At 63.9% G+C, this 15,708-nt stretch carries 16 protein-coding genes and 1 pseudogene; 1 reads left to right on the top strand and 16 read right to left on the bottom strand.

Going from position 1 to position 15,708, the window contains the following annotated elements; translation table 11 throughout:
- Positions 1–775: RDD family protein (locus E3T42_RS14135; protein ID WP_134403190.1), on the bottom strand; the 775-nt coding region annotated here is incomplete at its 3' end.
- Positions 776–796: 21 nt separating this feature from the next.
- A complete protein-coding gene (locus E3T42_RS14130; RefSeq protein ID WP_134403189.1) occupies positions 797–1,285 on the bottom strand; it encodes a DUF6121 family protein in 489 nt (162 codons plus the stop codon).
- A 153-nt stretch (positions 1,286–1,438) separates the two neighbouring features.
- Between E3T42_RS14130 and E3T42_RS14125 the strand changes: the two genes are divergently transcribed.
- Entirely contained in the window at positions 1,439–2,647 is a 1,209-nt protein-coding gene (locus E3T42_RS14125) for a type IIL restriction-modification enzyme MmeI (RefSeq protein ID WP_134403188.1), read from the top strand.
- Positions 2,648–2,713: 66 nt separating this feature from the next.
- On the opposite strand, the gene E3T42_RS14120 is transcribed toward E3T42_RS14125, so the two are convergent.
- The 14 genes and pseudogenes from E3T42_RS14120 to E3T42_RS17455 form a co-directional block, all read right to left on the bottom strand.
- Positions 2,714–3,688 carry a tripartite tricarboxylate transporter TctB family protein gene (locus E3T42_RS14120; protein ID WP_134403187.1) on the bottom strand — a complete coding sequence of 325 codons (975 nt, stop codon included), beginning with the start codon at positions 3,686–3,688 and terminating at the stop codon, positions 2,714–2,716.
- Positions 3,689–3,791: 103 nt separating this feature from the next.
- The gene (locus E3T42_RS14115) at positions 3,792–4,523 is read right to left on the bottom strand and encodes a hypothetical protein (protein ID WP_134403186.1); all 732 of its coding nucleotides are present in this window, start codon (positions 4,521–4,523) and stop codon (positions 3,792–3,794) included.
- 2 nt (positions 4,524–4,525) lie between these two features.
- A complete protein-coding gene (locus tag E3T42_RS14110) occupies positions 4,526–5,191 on the bottom strand; it encodes a hypothetical protein (RefSeq protein WP_134403185.1) in 666 nt (221 codons plus the stop codon).
- Positions 5,188–6,234 carry a type IV pilus assembly protein PilM gene (pilM, locus tag E3T42_RS14105; protein ID WP_134403184.1) on the bottom strand — a complete coding sequence of 349 codons (1,047 nt, stop codon included), beginning with the start codon at positions 6,232–6,234 and terminating at the stop codon, positions 5,188–5,190. Before pilM ends, E3T42_RS14110 begins: the two co-directional genes overlap by 4 nt.
- Before the next feature lie 22 nt (positions 6,235–6,256).
- Positions 6,257–7,099, bottom strand: a complete 843-nt coding sequence (locus E3T42_RS14100; RefSeq protein WP_166805337.1) for an A24 family peptidase — start codon at positions 7,097–7,099, stop codon at positions 6,257–6,259.
- Entirely contained in the window at positions 7,092–8,396 is a 1,305-nt protein-coding gene (locus tag E3T42_RS14095; RefSeq protein WP_134403183.1) for a hypothetical protein, read from the bottom strand. Before E3T42_RS14095 ends, E3T42_RS14100 begins: the two co-directional genes overlap by 8 nt.
- Before the next feature lie 359 nt (positions 8,397–8,755).
- Positions 8,756–9,292: a hypothetical protein gene (locus tag E3T42_RS14090; RefSeq protein WP_134403182.1), complete on the bottom strand. Its 537-nt coding sequence runs from the start codon at positions 9,290–9,292 to the stop codon at positions 8,756–8,758.
- Between the two features lie 38 nt (positions 9,293–9,330).
- Positions 9,331–9,762, bottom strand: a complete 432-nt coding sequence (locus tag E3T42_RS14085; RefSeq protein WP_134403181.1) for a prepilin-type N-terminal cleavage/methylation domain-containing protein — start codon at positions 9,760–9,762, stop codon at positions 9,331–9,333.
- A gap of 105 nt (positions 9,763–9,867) precedes the next feature.
- Complete coding sequence (locus E3T42_RS17495; protein WP_134403180.1) at positions 9,868–10,311, bottom strand: type II secretion system protein; 444 nt, start codon at positions 10,309–10,311, stop codon at positions 9,868–9,870.
- 131 nt (positions 10,312–10,442) lie between these two features.
- Positions 10,443–11,672, bottom strand: coding sequence for a type II secretion system F family protein (locus tag E3T42_RS14075; RefSeq protein WP_241976181.1), 1,230 nt, complete (start codon positions 11,670–11,672; stop codon positions 10,443–10,445).
- Entirely contained in the window at positions 11,673–13,061 is a 1,389-nt protein-coding gene (locus E3T42_RS14070; RefSeq protein WP_304999645.1) for a type IV pilus twitching motility protein PilT, read from the bottom strand. It lies immediately after the preceding gene.
- Between the two features lie 19 nt (positions 13,062–13,080).
- Entirely contained in the window at positions 13,081–14,751 is a 1,671-nt protein-coding gene (locus tag E3T42_RS14065; protein WP_134403179.1) for a GspE/PulE family protein, read from the bottom strand.
- 115 nt (positions 14,752–14,866) lie between these two features.
- On the bottom strand, positions 14,867–15,385 hold the full coding sequence (locus E3T42_RS14060; RefSeq protein WP_255578703.1) for a GGDEF domain-containing protein: 519 nt from the start codon (positions 15,383–15,385) through the stop codon (positions 14,867–14,869).
- 18 nt (positions 15,386–15,403) lie between these two features.
- Positions 15,404–15,616: pseudogene (locus E3T42_RS17455) on the bottom strand (PAS domain S-box protein); the annotation flags it as partial.
- Positions 15,617–15,708: the final 92 nt, after the last annotated feature.

Here is a 15,708-nt window from a genome sequence, read left to right as displayed (position 1 = left end):
CCGGCGCCACGGGAGCGGACGGCTCGGCGGCGGGCCCCGCGACGACTCCCGACCGGGAGCGCTGGCCGGGCACGAAGGCCGCAGCGGCGCCCGCGGCGTCGTCCGTGCGGGTGGCGAGCGAGGGCATCCGTGTGTGGGCCGCGGCCGGGGCGGCGGTGACGGCCTTGCGGGCGTGGCGCAGCTGCTTGGTATTGACCGGGTCGAGGCCCGCGCGCACGTCGAGGAGCCAGGTGCCGCCGATGACGTCGAGCCAGCCCCGGCCGCGGCGCTCCTTGTCCCAGAGCGGGGAGAGCAGGAGCGGCACGGCGCCCAGCACCGGGATCACGAGGGCGGCGGCCAGGAACACGGCGGCGCGCAGCACGATGCGCCGGAAGCCGGGGCGGCCGAAGCCGGCGACGCTGACCGAGCGGAGGCCGAAGATGGCCTTGCCGACGGTGATGCCTTTTCTGCCGTGCAGGATGAGCTGCACCAGCACAGAAGCAAGTACCAGCCCCTGGCTGACCCCGAACCCGACGGCGGCGGCGCCGAAGGCCGGGTGGTCCCGGAGCCAGTAAGTGGTCAGGCCCAGGGGCAGCCGGCTCCAGACCGGAACCGTGGCTAGCACGCCCGGAACGAAGAGCGCGAGCCAGATGGCGAAGTCGATGGCGAACGCGAGGGACCGGCGCATCGGCGACGCGGGGATCAGCCCGAGTGCGGCCGCGTACTCCTGGTCGGGGCGTCCGTCGGGGCGGAGCCCGACGGCATCCGTTTCGTCATTGTCGAGGGTGACGCTCACAGCTACCCCCCCGGTGCGGCTTCAGTCATCGCGGCGCTCCCACGGCCACAGCGGGCGGCCGCGTTCAGGCATCCGTGAGGCCAGGACCATCGAATAGACCAGAGTGACGATGAATCCGATAATGCCGGCGGTCGCCGCGAACGGGCCGAGCAGCACGGAGCCCGCGAAGGCGATGCTGTCGGCCGGGAGCCCGGCGTTCAGGGCGAAGAGAATGGTGCCGACGAGCACGAAAGCGGCGAACGCGGCGAACCCGGTGCCGAGGGCGTAGCCGACGGCGATGCGCTGGTTCTCGGGCCGGCTGCGGAGGCCGAGCAGGAGCATGAGGAGGAACACCACCAGCGACGCGGCGGCGGTCATGCTGGGGCCGACGAGAAGCCCGGCATTCGGGTCGGTGATGACGTCGCGGTTGGTGAGCAGGCTGATCATGCCGAAGGCGGCGACGACGAGCGCAGCGTAGAGTACCGCCGCGAAGACCGCGACGACCGTCGCATACTTCTGGTAATCCCGCATTGCTCCCCCTGCCTGCGCCTTGTGCGAGTTTAGTGGGACGGCGCGGATCGCGTGTGCGTTTTGGTGCAGACGCGCGCGGTTGCCGCGGCGTAGTCTTTCCCCTGATGGCACCGCGGTCGTTGCGGGTGCCCCTGGCCGGGCGGAGAACAAGACGTGAACCTGTTCCGTCGGGCGAAAGCCCTGCTCAGCACCGATGAACCCTCGGCCGCGACGATTACCGTCGCCCAGCCTCCGACCATCGCGCAGCCTCAGGCGCCCGACGCAGCACCGCGCCATCTGCTGGTGCCCGCGGAGGCGGCCGGCGATGCCGAGTCTGACGCGTTGCGGCACCGGGCCGCCAACGCTCTGGTCGGCAAGCACCTCAAGCGGCCCGAACCTGCGGCGGTCGATCCGACCCCACCGGCGCCCGCGGCCGAGCCCTCGCTCGAGTCCACGCTCACGCCCGAGCCCGAGCCCGAGTGGCGTCCCGTCGCCCTGGCCGCCAACCGCGGCAAGTTCTTCCAGAGCCCGACTCCGGTCGGCAAGGGATTCATCCTCGAGCGCGAGGAAGCCAAGGCAGTCCTGAACGATTGGTCCATTCCGTATTCCGACGTGGTGCGGCCCTACCTGACCAGCGAAGACCTGGCCGAGGATCCCCGCCAGCAGTCGGGGCGATGGATCATCGACTTCGGTCAGCGCGAACTGGACGAGGCAGGGCGCTATCCGCGCGCGCTCGAGATCGTTGAGCAACGGGTAAAACCCGAGCGCGACACGAACGCAGACGAGAGCTTCCGAACCCGCTGGTGGCTTTTCGGCCGCCCCCGACTGCCCATGCGGGCCGCGCTCGATCCGCTGAAACGCTACGCGGTGCTCGGATCACTCGGCAGACGGATGATCGTGGCGTGGGCGCATCCGTGGATCGTGGCCAGCAACTCGACCATGATCTTCGCCGGGGACGACGACTACAGCATGGGCATTCTGCTCTCGGGCGCCTACGACACCTGGGCCCGCGCCGGCACGCTGGAGGGCGACCTGCGCAACACGCCGACGGCGGCCCTGGCGACGTTCCCCTGGCCCGACCCGGTCGATGCCCGCCAGCGGGAGGCCGTCTCGACGGCCTGCGTCACGCTGTACCGGCGGCGGAGTGAGCTCTGCCGGGAACGCGAGGTCGGCCTAACCAGGCTGTACAGCCTGGGCTGGCCCGAGGCCAACCCGGATCTCGCGAAGTTGCACCGACGCCTCGACGAAGCGGTGGCCGACGCCTATGGCTGGGATCCGTCGATCGCGGCCGACCAGGCTCGGATTCTGGAGCGCCTGCTGGAGCTGAATCGCGAAGTGGCGGAGGGGCGACGCCCCTACTCGCCCTTCCCCGCGGCCGGCTGACACGGCCTTTTAAAAGCGTGCGGCGCTCCCCCTGACGGTGGAGCGCCGCACACTGCGAGGCCTGAGTTAGTTGGAGCGGATGCCCTGCGGTCCCTCGGCGAGAACGCGGTCGTACTCTGCCTTGGTGGCGGCGTTGCGGGTGGTGACACTGCGGCCGTTACGGGCGATCCAGGCGCCGGCCCAGATCGGCACCTCGCGGGCGACTACGGCGGCGGCGATGGCGCCCGGGTTCAGCCACTGCTGGCTGATGAAGCGCGCGGCCTCGTCGGGGGTGAAGAGCCAGGCCTGCACGCTCAGCAGCGCTGCGCCGATGTAGGAGAAGTAGACGACGACGGCCACGAGGAAACCGAAGAGCACGTAGGCCCACCAGCCGCCGCGGTTGACCAGCAGCACCAGCAGCGCGAAGGCCACGAAGAAGAAGATGACCGGAACGTAGAAGATGGGCAGCACGATGAAGTCGGTGAACTTCGCGGCGGTGTCGGAGAGGGAAAGGCTGCCGATGCCGGACAGTGCGAACGCGATCAGCGAGTACAGCACGGCGAAGATGCCGGTGGAGAGCAGCGCGATCAACAGGCCGACGCCGCGGTTGCTCTTGTATTTCGGGGGCGTAGGAGCCTGGATGTAGACGGGCGGCGTAACGGTCGTGTTCGCGGGCGCGTAAGTCGCGTTGGCGGTCTCGCTCCGGTTCGCGACCGGCTCGAGCCGCTGGGTCTCGGCGGTGGTGTTGGCCGCCGGGGCCACCGTGGCGGCGGGCACGTAGGCGTCGCGCTTGTCGGCTTCGCGCTTCTCGGCGTCGTTGAGCTCGTTCGGCTCGCGGGCATCCTGTGCTGCGGGGGCGTCGTAGGAGATCGGCTCGCCAACGGGCCGTGCGGGGAAGGATGCTGTCGGCTCGGCAGAGTCGGAGTAGTCGGCCGACCCGGCGTGGGAGCCGGTGCCGGTGTAGTCCGGGGCATCCGTTCGCTCGGTGTGGTCGGTGTGATCGACCGAGTCAGGCTCGTGGTCGGGCTTGCGGTTGCCCTCAGGGGACGTTGTGTCGCTCATGGTGCGCTCCTAGTGGTTGGCCGTGTCGATCAGCCACTACCTTAGCAATGCGGGTCCCCCGGTTGAGGGAGGCTCGACCGATGGACAATATTTTCAGGCCGGCCTACCCGGCGGGAGTCGGAGTGGCTGTGGCCGGGTTCAGAAGCACGTAGACGTAAGCGGAAATCTTGGCGGTCGAAATCTCCGGTGACACGGTCGTCGTCTCAATCGAAGTCACGAGTGCCAACCGCTTGCCCGTCTGGAGTCCGTCCGTGAAGTCCAGCAGCTTGGAATAGTTCCCCTCGACCGAGACCGTGATGGGCACGGCAACAAAATTGTTTGCGGTGATTCCGGGCGGTGCCACGGGAAGCGCCGCGCCGACGACCGTGGCGCCGGCCGCAGTCGCGGGGTCGGCTGCCGGGGCGGCTGTTCCGTCAGCCGGGGCGGCCGTGGGCGCCGGAGTCGAAGCGTCGGAAGGAGTCGCCGCTGCCACCGGGGCCGCACCCTCGGGAGCGTACGGTTCGGCATCGCCGACGGAGAAGTCCGTCAGCGTGACCTCATTTTGGCGGCTCAGGGTATCGAGCTGGCTGAGGAACGCGGGGATTTCGGGACCGCTGGGCACGGCCTCACGAATTGCCGTGAGGTCCTTCTTGAGATCCCCGATGCTCTCGAACTGTTTCTTCAACTCGACAAGTTGCAGACCGGCAGCCTTGTTCTGCTCTTCAACAGCAACACGATCCGTATTAGCCACGCTCGCGGCAGTCAGGTTCGGGGAGATGCCCACCAGCCAACCGAGCACGAGTGTCACACCGATGAGCACAACAGCGCCGAGTACCCACAGGCGGTTCCGATCCACGGTTACTTCTCCTTAACGTCGGCGAAGCGCTGTGAGTACGCCCCGTCATTGATGTGCAGGACAAGGTTCACCTGGTAAGTTCCCAAATCCGTCTGAGTGATTGTCCCTGGCGTTCCGTCCGCATAGCCAGGTAACTCCTTCAGACCCTTGAGCCACACCGGAGCTTCGGGCAGATTCGTGCTGGTGAGATCGAGAGTGAGAGTCGCCACTCTGGCGCCCTGCAGTGGAACCGTCGCTTGGTCGTACAGCGCCAGCGGGGATGCTGCTTCGACCGTTACGGCATCGATGGACACGTCGGTCGGGAGAATGGCCCTGACCTTGCCGAGGTAGTCCTTCCAATCGATCTCTGTAGAAGCGCCGAGCTGCCGTGCGGAGAGGGCGAGGTCGACCTCATCCTGAACGTTCCGCGCTTCGACGTACTTTGACTGTTCGGCGAGCAGGTCGATGGTGTGTGCCTGGGCGCTGGCCAGTTTTTCCTGGCTCTGCATCGCGAGCCAGGATGAGCCGGCCACTCCCAGTAACGCAAGAATGACTACGCCAACGACGGATACCCCGAGGTTTCGCCGCATGGCTTTGCCTCGTCGTCCTGCTGCTACTTCGGGCGGGAGAAGGTGTACGCGCGGCTCGGCTCCCAGAACCAGTTCGTCCGAGACGGATGCCCGGCTCATTCCTGGCTCCCCAGTGCGAGCCCCAGGGCCACAGAGAACGCTCCCCGAGTCTGCTGCAGGTCTTCCGCACGCACGCCTTTGCCTAGAACAACCGCCGTGCTCGGGTCCGCAGAGTACACCGGCATGCGGGTCAATTCGCCCAACGCTTTGGCGAAGCCCGTCAATTGGGCACCGCCGCCGGTCAGTACAATCCGGGTGACGGGGAGGTTCTGTCGCGTATTGACGAAGTAGTTGACAGTGTTTCGGAGGCTGTTCAACAACTCGTTTGTCACCTCTGAAATGATCGTGGCCGCTCCTTGATTCTCAGGCGTTGGCACGGAGTCCAGCGACTGCGTTCGTTTCAATGCTTCTGCCTCCTCCGTCGTGATCCCCAGGCGAAGAGCCAGCGCCTGGGTCAGGTCCCCTCCGCCGGCCGGAATAAGACGCACGAACTGCGGGACGCCGGCCCGGGTCACGACAACCGTTGTCGTTGCCACGCCAACGTCGATCTGAACCACTGCGTCCTCGGTTTTCGCGCCTCGATAGATGACTCGGCTCAACGCGAACGGGATGAGGTCGACTTCAACCGGGTTCAGGCCCGCCAACTGCACCGCCTTCACGTTGCCTTGAACGGCATCCTTGACAGCGGCAATCAACAATCCATTGATCTCCGGACCGTTCTCACCCTCGGTTTCGGAGATCGGGTAGAAATCGAGCAGAGCGTCGGCCACGGGCACCGACAGCATGTCTTGCACCTGGAAAGGCAGTGATTCGCGGATGCGCTTGATCGACATTTTGGGAACGGTCAGGTCGCGGGCCAGCACTCTGTGATTGCCCATGCCGAGCACGACGTTCTTGCTCTTGAATCCGCCAGACGACCATAGACTCTTGATGGCGGCCGCCACGGTGTTGGGTTCGACGACCTCACCGCGGTTGACTGCCCCCTCCGGCAGCCCCACCTCGTGGTAGCGCACCAAGGTCGGTTTCAGGCTGCCCGCATCGCTCACCTCGACGGCCCTCAGACCGGCTGTGCCGATGTCGATTCCTACGACATTCGCCGTCATTGCGTCTCCTTCGAAGACCGTGTCATGATGCCAAACCAAAGAGTGAGAGATAACCGTTGGCTATCTGATCACCATAGAAGATCCCAAGCCAGGCTCCCGCCAACATCCAGGGCCCAAACGGGATGCCGCTCTTTCGGGTCGCCTTGCGGGTGACGACGAGACCGATCGCGAACAAACCTCCCAGCAGAAAAGCGGCAAAGCCGCCCACCGCAAGCTCTCCCCAACCGAGCCATCCCAGATAGAGACCGAGAACCCCCGCAAGTTTCACGTCCCCCAGCCCCATACCGGCCGGGTAGGCCAGTGCCAGCAGCAGGTAGACGCCAAAAAGCGCCGCCCCCCCGGCTAAGGCACCAAAAAGTCGGGCTGGCTCACCAGACAGCAGCGCCGCAACAATGAGCAGAATGGCGGCGACCGGGTAGGCCGGCAGAACAATGCGATTTGGCAGAGTCTGGGTATCCAGGTCGATCATCGCAAGCGAAACGCTGACGGCCGCAAGGTAGAGAAAAGCGACCAACGTGACCAGCTGTCCGGCCACTAACTTTCCGGTGGTCGAGCCGAACCCGGAGGTCGAAACGCCAAACAGCATCCACGCGGCCACGCAAGCGAAGAAAACAGCCGTGCCGAGCTCGACTAGCGGGTATCGAGCCGAGATGGGTACCTGACAATCACGGCATCGACCGCGCAGAACCAGCCAGGAGAGAACGGGAACGTTGTCCCACGCGCGAATCCGCGCCCCACATCGACCACAAGCGCTCGCCGGCGACACGATTGACCGTCCCGCCGGGACACGGAAGATGACAACGTTTAAGAACGAGCCGATCAGGGAGCCAAATAATCCCGTGCCGGTGACGAACAGGCTAACCACTCGTTACCAAGTCCCGAAGGCTCGTGCGGACGCCGAGGTGCGCGGGGACCGGAGGGACGTACGGGGTTCCAGAGAGGTTGACGCCGGGTACTCCAACGGGGACGAAGGTGAGCTTTGCCTGCTGGCCGAACCCAACCTCACCGCCGTAGATCTGCCCGCGCCAACCGTCGCGGTCGCTGTAGAACTTGCAGGGTGTGTAGGCCATGACGGAGACTTCTGGCGCGATGTCCGTTTCACTGCTCATTGTGATGTCGCCAGAAGGGGCAACGCAGGTCGGCAGGCCGTCCGCGCTGTTGCTGTCTGGTACGTAGAGCCACAGCCTGCGTGCAGTCGTGTCACTGGACAGGACCTTCAACTTGGTGAAGGCGAACCTGTTTGAAACAAAGGCGACGTTGACTTTCAACGTCAGCGTCTTGACGTTGGAGTCGGTCGAGAGGCCGGCCGCACCACACTTGGTCAGCGTGTTGACCACGGTGGGAACAGTGAGAGCCGACAAAGCGGTCCAGGAAGGATCCACCCCACTTATCACGCATGGTCCGTTCCACACAAGTTCCTGGAATCCCTGTGCCGCCCAGGATGTCGAGGAGAAAGGCGTTGGGTATGGGATTTCACTCCAGTTGGGAACCAAGGGCACCGGCGGCGGGACAAGTCCAGTGACGTGTTGAGTTTTTGCACCGACAATCGTGCCTGCATTGGCGATTGTTCCACTGGACTGCACAAAGCCATCGACCTTGGAGTTGTTCGCCACCGTTGCGACGCTCGTGGCTGTACCGGCAACAGTGACATTTCCTTTGACCTCGGAGCCCGGGCTGCTCGTGACGCTCACGCTTCCGTTCGAAAGGATGCTTCCGTTCACGGTCGCACCGTTCGCGATCGCGATCGCGTTGGATCCTGCGGCGACTCCCTGGCCAGCGGCGATGATGTCGCCTTGAACGAGACTTGCACCGCCATTCAATGTCACGTACTTGGAAACGTGGATGGTGCCGGACACGGTGCAATTGTCCAGGGCCGCATAACCATTGCCCAGGATGAGATTTCCCGCGATCTTGGCTCCGTTCGTGCAGATCGCGTTGCCGTTCTTGATCTGGACGTCAGCCGCGACGTTGTTGACCGAGGAGTCGAGGGTGAAATTCTTGAGCACACCCGTAATGGTGTGGGCGTAAACCGCAGAACCAATAGTCGGAATTGTGACCTCGGCGGGGATGTAAGTGTAGACAGCCTCGACCACGTTGTCGTCGCCTGCCGATGCACCTCCGACCCCGTTCGCCTGCGCGAAGCCGGTGGAAATGATCTTCACCTGTGTAGACGCACTAGTGGGGCAGCCGGTGACCCATCCAGTTCCAGGGTCGATCTGAACCTTCGCGGAGAATTTGGGCACAGCTCCCGAAACGGAGGCGTACAGCCCATTGCGTGTGCCGCAACTTTCTGGTCCTGTCGCGGTCTGAAGGCCGACTGCCGTTACGTCAATGCCAGCTTCTGCCGCAGCGCGGGACTGGACCGAAGCTCGCGAGGAGCTCGTGGCACCTAGCCCGTTCAGCGTCGCCGCCGTTACCGTGAGCGCGATGAGCGCGGTAACAGCCATGACGCCAATGACAGCCAACAACGTGCTGCCCTGCTCATCGGACGATGGCGGCCTAGATTTGAAGGTCAAACGTCTCATAGGCATGTCGGCGCACTCTCCTCTACTGCAGGGACTGGTTGACGACTCAATGCAGAAGTCTTGATGAGTACGGATCTACCTCCGTTGTCTCGCACTTGAATTGCGAGATCGAGCTGTCGGCCCGTGAGAGTGAAAATGGTCGTTCCGGTGGTCGGTTGGATCCCACTAGCCAGCAGGGTCCACGTTGCCACATCGGCCGGTTCCGGCGCGGGAATCGTCGTTCCTGAAGTCGTGAATCGCACCTCGCCGTTACCGAAGTACCACGCCTGACAACGCCAAACGGGATCGGCGCCAGCGCCAACGGTTCGCGTCTTCAGGAGTTGTGTGCCTGCGGAGGGGACGATCAGTTGCATGGAACTTGCGTTTCGAATTCCCTGGGTGACGGACTTGGAGACCAATTGGCCGCTATTACTGGCCTGCGAGGACTTCCGCACAGTGCCCTGCGCGGTGAGCGAGGTGATCAGGAGGCTACCAACAATAAACAGGACGGCGATCGAGAGCAGGCAGTAAATCAGCAATTCGATCAGACTCACACCGCTCTCGCTTCCCCTCGGGTCGTCGCGATCGGCCCTCATGGCGTTGCTTTCTCGACGTAAACGAGAGTAGTCGCCTCAGCCATTACCTTGGCGTTACCTGATTTGGTGACCCAAGCCTTGACGCTGACCACTCCGGGATACGCACCGGGACAAGCGCCGACCAAACGGTACGGCTGAAATACTGTGCCTCCGGGCAAGCCAGAGGTAGCGACGGGCGCGTCATCGAACGCACTCACTGCGGCGCAGTTCGGGGCCACTGCGCGAACCGCATCGAGTTGTTGACTCACTAGCTGGCTCGCGGAGGCAATGGTGGAGCTCAGAACCGTGGTTTTCATTGCGGTGATCAGAAGGGGCAGGAATGCAATAGTCAATAGCGAGAGTAGGAACATTGAGACGACGATCTCGATCAGTCCGAAGCCGCGCTCTTGGCGGTCGTAGCGCCTAGACTGCGAGGCCTGAAATATCATCACGTTAGAGGTCCGGTCTGCCAAGTGGTGCCGAGGGGTGAAAATACTGAACGGGGCGCCGCATCAAGCGGCGCCCCCCTCAGTTGGATCCAGGGAGTGAAGCTACTAGCAGGTAGCGCCCTTGCCGACACCGGCGCTGTCGGAGATGTGGTAGGTGGCTGAGCCGGTGGTCGTGCTCTTTCCGATAATGCAGAAAGCGGTAGCAGAGGTGGTGGGCGCGGTCCCCACCCACGTGACGGAGGCGGTGTTGTCGCTCTTCTTGAAACCGTACTTCTCCAGGCCTGTTCCAGCAGTGCTGTCAAAGGTCGGTGCGACCGTGGCACCGTCCGTGAAGTAGGACACGATGGCGATCTTCGCGGTGGCGAGGTCAGACTTCACGCCGCCGTCCTTGGCCGACTCCTGCTGGCCGAGGAAGATCGGAATGGCAATGGCGGCAAGGATGCCGATGATGATGACGACGACGAGAAGTTCGATGAGCGTGAAGCCTTTTTCCTTCTGGCCAAGTTCTGAACGCTTGCGGGCAAGCGCTCCCGTGATGTTGCGAATCATGTGGGGGTCCTTTGCTGGGGGTGTGCTGGGAAGGCTTTTGCGTTGCCTGATCTGAGCTTATGGGTCACGCGACCTTGTGGTATCCCGCATTCAGGGGTAAGGCCCCTGAAATCCGCCCCCAGTACGGGGGGCTACTTGATGTATTCGAAGATGCTGAACATAGGCATGTAGAGCGCGACGATCATACCGCCGATGACAACACCGATGAATGCGATCATCAGGGGTTCGATCAATGCCGTGAGTTGCTCAGCGGTCGCCTGCACCTCTTGGTCATAGAAGTCGGCAATCTTGCCCAGCATTTGTTCAAGGGCTCCGGCGTCCTCACCCACTGCGATCATCTGAGTAACCATGGCTGGGAAAACCGGCTCAAGGCTTAGCGGCCCCGCGATCGACTTGCCTTGACGCACCGACTCCTGGACCTTGTGGAGGGCTGACTCGACGACCCAATTCCCAGACGTCTCACCAACGATGCTCAGTGATTGAAGGATGGGCACGCCGGCCCCGATCATCGTTGAGAAGTTGCGACTGAAACGGGCGATGGCGAGCTTAGTCATCAGTTGCCCGAAGACGGGGAGTTTGAGTTTAACCGGGTCGACGACCTTACGCACGGGCTCAGTGTTCTTGTTCTTCTTCCACCAAATACTGAACGCGATCCCAACGATCACAAGCACTGGAAGGAGCCAGACCATCGCCTTAGAAAGTACGACGAGAACCATCGTGGGCGCGGGGAGCTGCCCGCCGAATCCAGCGAACATCTTCTCGAAGACTGGAACGATGAAGGTGAGCATGCCGATCACGGCGACAACGGCCATGATGAGCACAATTGTGGGGTAAGCCATCGCTGACTTGATAGTGTCGCGCAACTTCACTTCATTCTCGAAGTTGCCGGCCACCGAGTTGAGCGACTTCTCGAGGAAGCCACCGGTCTCACCCGCTCTGACCAGATTGATCATGATGGGCGGGAAGACGATGGCGTGCTTCTCCATCGCCTCCGATAGGGAAACTCCTGTCTCCACGTCGGTACGGATCTTCGCAAGTATCTTGGCAAGTTCCTTGTTCTCGGTTTGCTCGGACAGGATATTTAAGGTGCGCAGGAGCGATAAACCGGCCGACGTCATCGTCGCCATCTGGCGGCTCATGATTGCCAAATCCTTGAGACCGATGCTCTTGCTCAGCCCGGGAATTCGAATCTCGGTGCTGAGCCCGGTTCCGTCCGGTGCCTCGGCGACCGAGATGGGCGAAAGCCCCATGGTGCTAAGCCGCGACATAGCGGCGGTCTCAGATGTGGCATCCAGGCGACCCTTTACGGCTTTGCCGGCAGCGTTGCGCGCCCTATAGGCGTAGGCCTGAGTTGTTGCCACTTAGTGTCCTCTGGATGAGTACGAGTCGCCGAAGTCGATTCCACCAGCCGACATGCCTCGACCGCTGGCCTCTGTCGGGTCCACTCGGCGAATCAGCTGGTTCAGCCCCTCTAGGTCCTGCGCCTTTTCCTCAGCCGACTCGCGGGTGATGAGGCCCGCGTCCACGAGCTCGGCGAGGTGCTGGTCCATGGTGTGCATGCCGAGGGCGCGGCCGGCCTGCATCGCGGACGCTACCTGGTAGGTCTTGCCCTCGCGAATGAGGTTCGCGACCGCCGAGGTTGTAACCAAGACCTCGGTGGCGACGACGCGGCCACCGCCCACCTTCTTGACCAGGGTCTGACACACCACGCCTTGCAGGGTCGCGGCCAGCTGCGCGCGCACCTGGCCCTGCTGGTGTGGGGGGAACACGTCGATGACACGGTCGATGGTCTGGGCCGCCGACTGCGTGTGCAGGGTAGCGAAGACGAGGTGGCCGGTCTCTGCAGCGGTGAGTGCCACAGAGATGGTCTCCAGGTCGCGCAGCTCGCCGATCAGGATCACGTCGGGGTCCTGCCGCAGCACGTGCTTGAGCGCCGAGGCGAAGCTCTTCGTGTCGTGACCGACCTCGCGCTGATTCACCAGCGATTTCTGGTGCTTGTGCAGGAACTCGATCGGGTCTTCCACGGTGACGATGTGGTCGGCGCGGGTGCGGTTCACCAGGTCGATCAGTGCGGCCAGCGTGGTGGACTTACCCGAACCCGTCGGGCCGGTGACGAGTACGAGACCACGGGGAAGCTTGGCGAACTGCCCGACGGTCTCGGGGATTCCAAGCTCCTTCAGCGGCTTGATCTCGCGCGGGATCAGACGGAACGCGCCGCCGATGGAGTTGCGCTGGTAGTAGTAGTTGACGCGGAAGCGCGCGCCGCCTGCGGTGTAGGCGAAGTCGAGTTCGAGCTCTTCCTCGAACTGCGCCCGCTGCTTTGGCGACAGGATGCTGTAGAGCGCCGAGGTGACCTTGTCACCCATCCATTTGCTTGAGCCCTCGATCGGCCGAAGGCCACCATCGACACGGATGCTGGGGGGCGCGCCGACTGTGATGTGCAGGTCGGAGGCGTTGAGGTCGAGAACCTCGGCCAGAGCGTTGAGCAGGTCAAGGTCGGAGACGTTGTTGTCGATCGTTCTGGTGCGCACCCGACGCCCGCTGTCTTCGACCGGTCCGGCCGACGGTTCGACCGAACGAACAGCGGTGTCGACCGGCTGCGCCATTTCACCAAACTCACGCTCGGTGGTCGCGACGTCGGCTGGTACGGCGGCGGGTGCGGCTCCACGCCGGTCGGGATCGCCGAGACTCCAGCTGCCGTCGACGGCGCCCTGCGGCGTCACCGGGATTTCGTAAATGGGCTGGCTCATGCAGATATCCCCTTTTGCACTATGCGACCACTCGCAAGATTTCTTCGATCGATGTCAAACCCATTTGAGCCTTGGCCCAGCCGTCTTCGCGGAGCGTGATCATGCCCTGTTCGCGCGCCACCCGGCCGATTTCGGCGCTGGACGCATGGGCGACGGCGAGGTGCTCGATCTCCTCGGTCACCGTCATCACCTCGTGCACGGCCAGCCGGCCGCGGTAACCGGTCTTCGAGCAGTGGGAGCAACCGACAGCCTCGTAGATCGTGGGCAACGGCCGATCCGGGTCGAACGAGAACCGCAACCGGGTCAGGTATTCCGCGGTCAGCGCGGACGGCCTCTTGCACTTGTCGCAGAGGCGTCGCGCCAGCCGCTGGGCGACCACGCAGTCCAGGGCGGAGCCCACCAGGAACGGCTCGATCCCCATCTCCGTCAGGCGCGTGATCGCGCTGGGCGCGTCGTTGGTGTGCAGGGTGGACAGCACGAGGTGGCCGGTCAGCGACGCCTCGATGGCGATCTGCGCGGTCTCGTGGTCGCGGATCTCACCCAGCAGAACAACATCCGGGTCGCTTCGCAGAATTGACCGCAGCGCACTCGCGAACGTGAGGCCCGCCTTGGGGTTCACCTGCACCTGGTTGATGCCCGCCATGCGGTACTCCACCGGGTCTTCGACCGTGATCACGTTGATCTCGGGGCGGGCGACCGCGCCGAGGGTCGTGTACAGCGTGGTGGACTTGCCCGAGCCGGTCGGGCCCGTGATCAGAATCATGCCGTAGGGCTTGGAATAGGAGGTCTTGTAGGCCTCGAAGTTGTATTCGAGCAGGGCCAGCGCGCGCACATCGAGGGTCGTGCTCGAGTTGTCGAGAATACGCATGACGACCTTCTCGCCCCACACCGTGGGGAGGGTCGCCACGCGCAGGTCGATCTGGCGGCCGGCGTGACGCACGGTCATGCGGCCGTCCTGCGGTTTGCGCCGCTCGGCGATGTCGATATCGCTCATGATCTTGAGCCGGGAGATGACGCCGGCCTGAATGCTCTTGGGCGCGGTCTGCATCTCGTGCAGCACACCGTCGATGCGGTAGCGCACCCGCAGGCTGTGCTCGCCGGGCTCGATGTGGATGTCCGAGGCGAGGTCCTGGATGGCCTGGCTGACCAGCAGGTTCACGAACCGCACGATCGGGGCGTCGTCGTCGATCGAATCCGAGACGCCGAACGAGGAACTCTCGGTGGCCGCGTTCTCTTCTTCGAGGGTGGAGGTCAGGTCGCTGAGCTCGTCGTCGGCACGGTGGTAGCGGGTGATGGCGGCGAGCAGGTCGCTGCGCTCGGCGACGACCTGGGTGACGCGCATCCGTGAGGCTTCGCGCACGTCGTCGACGGCGAAGACGTTGCCGGGATCGACCATCGCGAGGATCAGACGGCCGTCGTCGACGGCGATCGGGATGACTTCGTGGCGCTTGCAGACGGCAACAGGCACGAGGGCCACGGCCAGTCGGTCGACCGGATAGTCGGCCAGCTCGACGAACGGCAGGTTCGCCTGCTGGGCTCGGGCCCGGGCGAACTGAACCTCGGTGATGACTCCCCTTGCGACGAGGGCGCGCACCGCACTCTCGTCGGCGGGATCGCCGGCCATGAGGTGGTCGAGCTCTTCGATCGGGAGTAGGCCGTGCAGGATCAGGATCTCGGTGAGGCTTGCCACTCGATCCTCTCGAACAGGCTCAGGTATATAGGGATAACGCTATCGCCGGGCCGGCGGTCGGGCCAGACCCACTTTGAGGGGGTAGCGGCACGAAAAACGGCTCGTTCTAGTGATCCTACCGGCCCGATTGCGCCTGATTGCGCCTGGCGGCCTTGGCCGTATACAGCGCGCCGTCGGCCGCGGCGATCAGGGCGTCGCTGGAGCGGCCGTCCGCCGGGAAAGTGGCGACGCCGAACGATGACGTGACGCGGATGCGGCCGTCCCCGTGCTCCACGGTCAACTTCGCCAGGGCGCTCCGCAGCTGTTCGGCGCGTTCCAGGGCGCCCTCGCTGGCCAGGCCGAGGAGCACCATCAGAAAATCCTCAGCAACGTAGCGGTAGAAGATATCGCTGGCCCGGGCATGCTGTTTCATCAGCTCGCCGAAGGCCCGCAGCACCTCGTCCCCGGCCTGGTGCCCGTAGCGGTCGTTCACCCTTTTGAAGTGATCGAGATCGCACATGATCACACTGACGGGCTCGCCCGAGCGCTCGGCCAGCGTGAGTTCGCGGGCGAAGGAGGCGTCGAGGAAGCGCCGGTTGTAGAGGCCGGTCAGCGAATCGTGAGTCGACTCCTCGCGGAGCTGCTCCTGCAGCACTAGGATTTCGCGCTCGGCCGCGGCCCGGGTGGAGATATCGAGCACCATACTGATCAGCATCCGTCTGCCGCCGACCTGCATCACCTTGCTGTGGCACTCCGCGTCGAGCACCTCGCCGTTCTTGCGCAGCCCACGGAACACGAAGTCGGTGCGGTCGATCGCCCCGGTCAGCCGCCGACGGAGATTGTCTGCGACGAACTCACGATCGTTTGGAACGGTGAGCTCTAGATGAGTGAGTCCTAATCGATTGTCGGTAGCGGTACACGTCTAGTCAGATCGGACTGGCCCGGCGTGGACGCTGTTAATCGAAGGCGGAGGGTGTT

Origin of the sequence: Cryobacterium sp. TMT4-10, from assembly GCF_004403275.1 — a bacterium.
Lineage (GTDB): Bacteria > Actinomycetota > Actinomycetes > Actinomycetales > Microbacteriaceae > Cryobacterium > Cryobacterium shii.
Note: the sequence above shows the minus strand (reverse complement) of the source record. Positions and strands in the feature narration are given on the sequence as shown.

What these genes read in the sequence shown, in the direction of transcription:
- E3T42_RS14130 (WP_134403189.1), bottom strand. Translation starts at nt 1,285, where the DNA reads ATGCGGGATTACCAGAAGTATGCGACGGTCGTCGCGGTCTTCGCGGCG.
- E3T42_RS14120 (WP_134403187.1), bottom strand. Translation starts at nt 3,688, where the DNA reads ATGAGCGACACAACGTCCCCTGAGGGCAACCGCAAGCCCGACCACGAG.
- E3T42_RS14110 (WP_134403185.1), bottom strand. Translation starts at nt 5,191, where the DNA reads ATGAGCCGGGCATCCGTCTCGGACGAACTGGTTCTGGGAGCCGAGCCG.
- pilM (WP_134403184.1), bottom strand. Translation starts at nt 6,234, where the DNA reads ATGACGGCGAATGTCGTAGGAATCGACATCGGCACAGCCGGTCTGAGG.
- E3T42_RS14085 (WP_134403181.1), bottom strand. Translation starts at nt 9,762, where the DNA reads ATGATATTTCAGGCCTCGCAGTCTAGGCGCTACGACCGCCAAGAGCGC.
- E3T42_RS17495 (WP_134403180.1), bottom strand. Translation starts at nt 10,311, where the DNA reads ATGATTCGCAACATCACGGGAGCGCTTGCCCGCAAGCGTTCAGAACTT.
- E3T42_RS14070 (WP_304999645.1), bottom strand. Translation starts at nt 13,061, where the DNA reads ATGAGCCAGCCCATTTACGAAATCCCGGTGACGCCGCAGGGCGCCGTC.